The following is a 4357-nucleotide window of genomic DNA, read 5'->3' as shown; positions in this document are numbered from 1 at the left end:
CTGGTAATTCATATCTGTTACAAATCCATCCGGCGGGAATATATCAATTACCTCCGGCGGTTTTGTGTCGACTTTAAAGCTAAATTTATTTGCTTTTGTATCCAATTCATATCCCACCCTGTCTTTTGCATACATTATCCATTGATGTTCACCCTCGCCTAAATCAAAATCTGGCGTATAACTTATTTGCCATGTTTTTTCGTCGAGAGGTTTATGTTTAACAGGATATTCGCTGGTATCAAATATTATTTTGAGCGTGCTTGTATCCAATCCGACATCTATTATGTTACACTTGATTTCCGGCCTTGTGGTATTAACATAATCTCCATCTGATGGTTCTTTCACCATTATATCCGGCGGAGTCAAATCCACTGTGAATTTATACGTCCCCGCATTAAACGCCGCATCAATCACATTTATGAATATATTTGATTCCGGGAGTTTGCCATCGGATTCCGGAAGTTTTTCGGCGACTTGCGATGCTATCTCAGTTGACCCGTATAGATGCGATGTCCCGTATTTTTCATAATCTTTAAATATTATCGTATTCCTGTCATATTCGTTCGTGCTTATCTCTATACTTGCTATTCCTCCGACATCCTGAGGGGCATCCTCTACTTCAATATTTATGTATCTTGAATTCGTATATCCGCCTTCCGGAATTATTGAGTTCGATGTGTCATAAACTTTTATTACGGGAGACACTGTCTCGTACAATCCGCCTCTCGCGAAAAAGCCGGCGTATTTATATGTTGCTGTCGTCTCGTTTTTGTTCGTCAATATTAATGTTACCTTATTCCAGTATAAACCGAAATTCGGCACATTCAATATTAGTTTATCGCTTCCCTGATTTAGTATTTTGTTTTTTTCAGCTTTCTCTTTAATCCCTGCGCTGTCATACTTTTCTAAAACATAATAATAATCTTTTGTCACAGGCTCATACCCGGGTCTTAATAAGTCTCCTTCCACCCAGATCTTGAACATTTCTCCGGTTGTATTGTAATTTTCCCATGATAGATAATTCCCGCAGGACGGTTCCATGGTTTTCGTTGAACTGTAAGGGACATCGTCCCCTGTCGAACAGTAACGGATTGTTGTCTCGGCAATCGGTTTTATGGAAAATTCATTTCGCACATATGTGTCGTTCGCAAATAGATAGTTGTAATCCGCAAATGAAGTATCTAAATTATAAAATGTCGAATCGTTTAAATAATTCATTAACGTCCATTCCTGGAACGCGCTGTCGAATGTAACGTTTCCAAACGGGCCGCCGGCATGAAATACATCCGTCCCGTGCGTTGTATCTGCTACATATTTCTTTATATTCTCCCTTCCAAACCGCTCCTGCAGAAACATCGTCCATAAGGCGGTGATGCCGTATCTGTCGGTTACAGCAGTATCCCATTCGAACAACTGTTCGTTGCCAAAGTAAGTCGTTTCAAAATCTTTTATTTTTGAACCTGTTACTCCCAGATACCCGTTTATGTCTTCAGCCAGGCCGGAACATCCCTCGTTTACCCACAACTTTTCATCCATATCATAACCGTCATGTATCAAATGCTGGAACTCGTGCGCCAGAGTCCCTTTTAAATCAATAATTTCTGGAATGACATTATCAATGAATATCATCTCCCTGAAATTGCTTACCCGACTGCCTCTGGCAGGCGAACTGCCAGAATTTGATGGAAAATAACCATAAGGATTGATGGGTATTCGTACTATGCTTATATGATTATCATTGTCTGAATTCTTTACCACTGCGCCGAAAACATCCTGGTCCTGCTTAAATATTCCGTCCTTGTTATATTTTTCGCCGCCTGTCTCAAATGCATTTGAAATTATATTTATATCAGTATCAGAAGAATCAATTGAAAACACATATGAATTGGTGTTCTGCGCCAGATAATAACAAGGTATTGCCCAATATCTTCCTTTCTTAAAAACGAAACTTTTTGAGTGCTCGGTTGTAGATGCCGTATCAATCTCCAAATCATTATAAAAATATATCTCTTTCCCGCTTTCAGGGAAAATGTTCACCGTAACCGAATCCCCGCTGTAGCTCGGAAACCACGGGCTGACTTCCACGCTACCATAGCTGTTTTCTACTCGACTTCGAATCCGGTAAAAATAGGTGTTCGGATGGCCTTCCCTTGATGAAACTACATTCGTGGAATAATAAAATAAGTCTTCCCCGCCCGCGGGATTACTGGTCTGGATGTGAATCAGATAGTGCTTGTTTAAATCGGGGGTTACCGTGGTGTCTGTGTAACTTGAGACTCCGAAACCGTAGTAGTTGGGGGTGGGGGAAAGGTCGTAAGATTCAATATCATGCTCTAATTTTTCATCCCGCTGAGCTTTGATTTTGTAAGTTGTAGGATCATTTATAGATGTTGAATCTGTAACTTTATCAGGTCCACCAGGAAAATATTGATACCATGTACTATCAGTGCTTTTCTTAAACTGAAGCTCGTAAAATATATTTATTCCATTTGAAGTATCGTAATAAAAATTTGTTGTATCTGGCCGTTCCCATGTGATATGGACTTGCCCTCCAGCCATGGGCCGAATAAAGGGCTGGCTACCATTATATTTTGGTCTATCAGGTTTATTTATTGCAAAACTAATGGATGTGAAACATACCATAAAAACAAAAAGAAAAATATTCTTCTTCATTTGTTTTCACCCCCCATTTCTGACTTTTTCTTCTCTATATATTCATTTAGCTTTTTAATCGCACTGCCTGTATATGGAGTAAGTTCAATTTTAGGTTCTTCACCGTATAATTCCTTATAAATTTCTGCTTTTTTCAATACCTCTTCTAGTTCATTTCGATCTCTTGGTGTCAAAATACCAATCTCTAATTCTTTTTTTATATAATCAATTTGTGATATTTTCTTTTCCTTTGTTAAACCCCAATATGCACCCCGTAGCTTTTCTTTCACCCCTCCCACCCCCTCCCACCCCGGATACTCCCTCCATATCTTCTCATACAGCTCGGCGGATTTGGAGAGGTCGAAAACAGGGATTTGACGGTTAAGTTCACGATCGACCGTATTCATTTCCCTGTATTCTTCCTGTGTAGGTTTCCGCCATCCCGAGGGAACTATTGTATATATCCACGCCGCCTGTTCCAGCGCCTTCGGAGCCTCTTTGCTCTTTGGATATCTCTTGTATACCTCTAAATAATATTTTTGCGCCTTATCGTAATACGCCTCCGGATATCTCGAAGGCGCCATTGACAAATTTCTTATCTTTCTTGCATCTTTCATATACATATCCGCTAATTCAAAAATAAGCTCTCCGCCCCTTGTATCTTCCCCTAATTTTTTTGCACCCTCCAAATAGATTCCCATTGCCTTCTCGAAATCAAAAAAACTGCGCCAGATTATTCCTGATTCTTTATATTTTCCAGCTATTTTGTCCGGGTCATTCTCATTCTTTAATTCATCCTCCAATTTTTCTGCCCCGCTCAACAAATTTTTTATCTCTTCATATTCTTTTTCTAAATCTTCTTTTGTCCTCACTATTTCTTTCCTTTTATGGTAACCCGGGGGAGTTATGACAATAGTTGTTTCTAAACCTTCTGGGGTTCTTCTCTTTACCGCTATTTCGCCCCTCAATTCGTTTACATTCGGATACCTGCTTACCGGTATTTCTTTTGCAACGTTATCGATCGATATCCCTTCATATTGAGATGTCAAATCCACATATACATCCAGCAATTCTTTATAATCATGTATAAAATATCTTAATTCATATGCCTTCAGCCATTTCAAATCATCACTAAATCCATCCCCTGGAAAATCTTTGATAAATTTATCTATCAAATTAACCGACTGCTCAAACTGCATCTCGTTAAAATAGGCCAAAATGTATTCAAGATAAATCTGCCTCTGCCGCTCTTTATCGCCTTTGGCCTCGTTTATTTCGCCTGAAAAACTGCCTTCGCTCCACTCTTTCACAGGGGCAAGTTTAGCTAAAACCAACACTTTAATATTTACTATTATTCCTAAAATTAATGCCAAAATTATTAACTTATTCTTTTTCATATCTTCTCTCCTGCTTGTGTTTGTTTTATTCCGGGTTTTTCAGAAACTTCGCCTGTATTGTTCATATAAATCTTCGAATCAAAATAATAATTTTTTTAAATCTATCTCCTAAAAGAAAAACACCATTAACTTAAGTATAATTTTAGTTATACCTAAACTAATGGTGCTTCCTCCTTAACAATCCTATTATTTTTATTCTACCTTTATTCCCACCCCTCACAATATCCCCCCCTGCCCTTTAAAATAGAAAATTGTGATATTAATGGCTTAATTATACAGATTTATAACATCTCTGTCACCTGTCAGAA

Annotated in this window: 2 protein-coding genes; both read right to left on the bottom strand. The window is 38.5% G+C overall.

Annotated features, from left to right (window positions below; genetic code table 11):
• A partial coding sequence (locus AB1414_16295) for a hypothetical protein (GenBank protein ID MEW6608978.1) occupies positions 1–2673 on the bottom strand: 2673 nt, incomplete at its 3' end.
• Positions 2670–4049 carry a hypothetical protein gene (locus AB1414_16290; protein MEW6608977.1) on the bottom strand — a complete coding sequence of 460 codons (1380 nt, stop codon included), beginning with the start codon at positions 4047–4049 and terminating at the stop codon, positions 2670–2672. The genes AB1414_16295 and AB1414_16290, both read right to left, overlap by 4 nt.
• Positions 4050–4357 lie beyond the last annotated feature (308 nt).

Source organism: bacterium (genome assembly GCA_040755795.1).
Lineage (GTDB): Bacteria > UBA9089 > CG2-30-40-21 > CG2-30-40-21 > SBAY01 > JBFLXS01.
The sequence above is the reverse complement of the archived record's forward strand: the minus strand, read 5'-3'. Positions and strand labels throughout refer to the sequence as shown.

Coding starts and splice junctions, on each gene's coding strand:
- AB1414_16290 (MEW6608977.1), bottom strand. CDS start 4,049: ATGAAAAAGAATAAGTTAATAATTTTGGCATTAATTTTAGGAATAATA.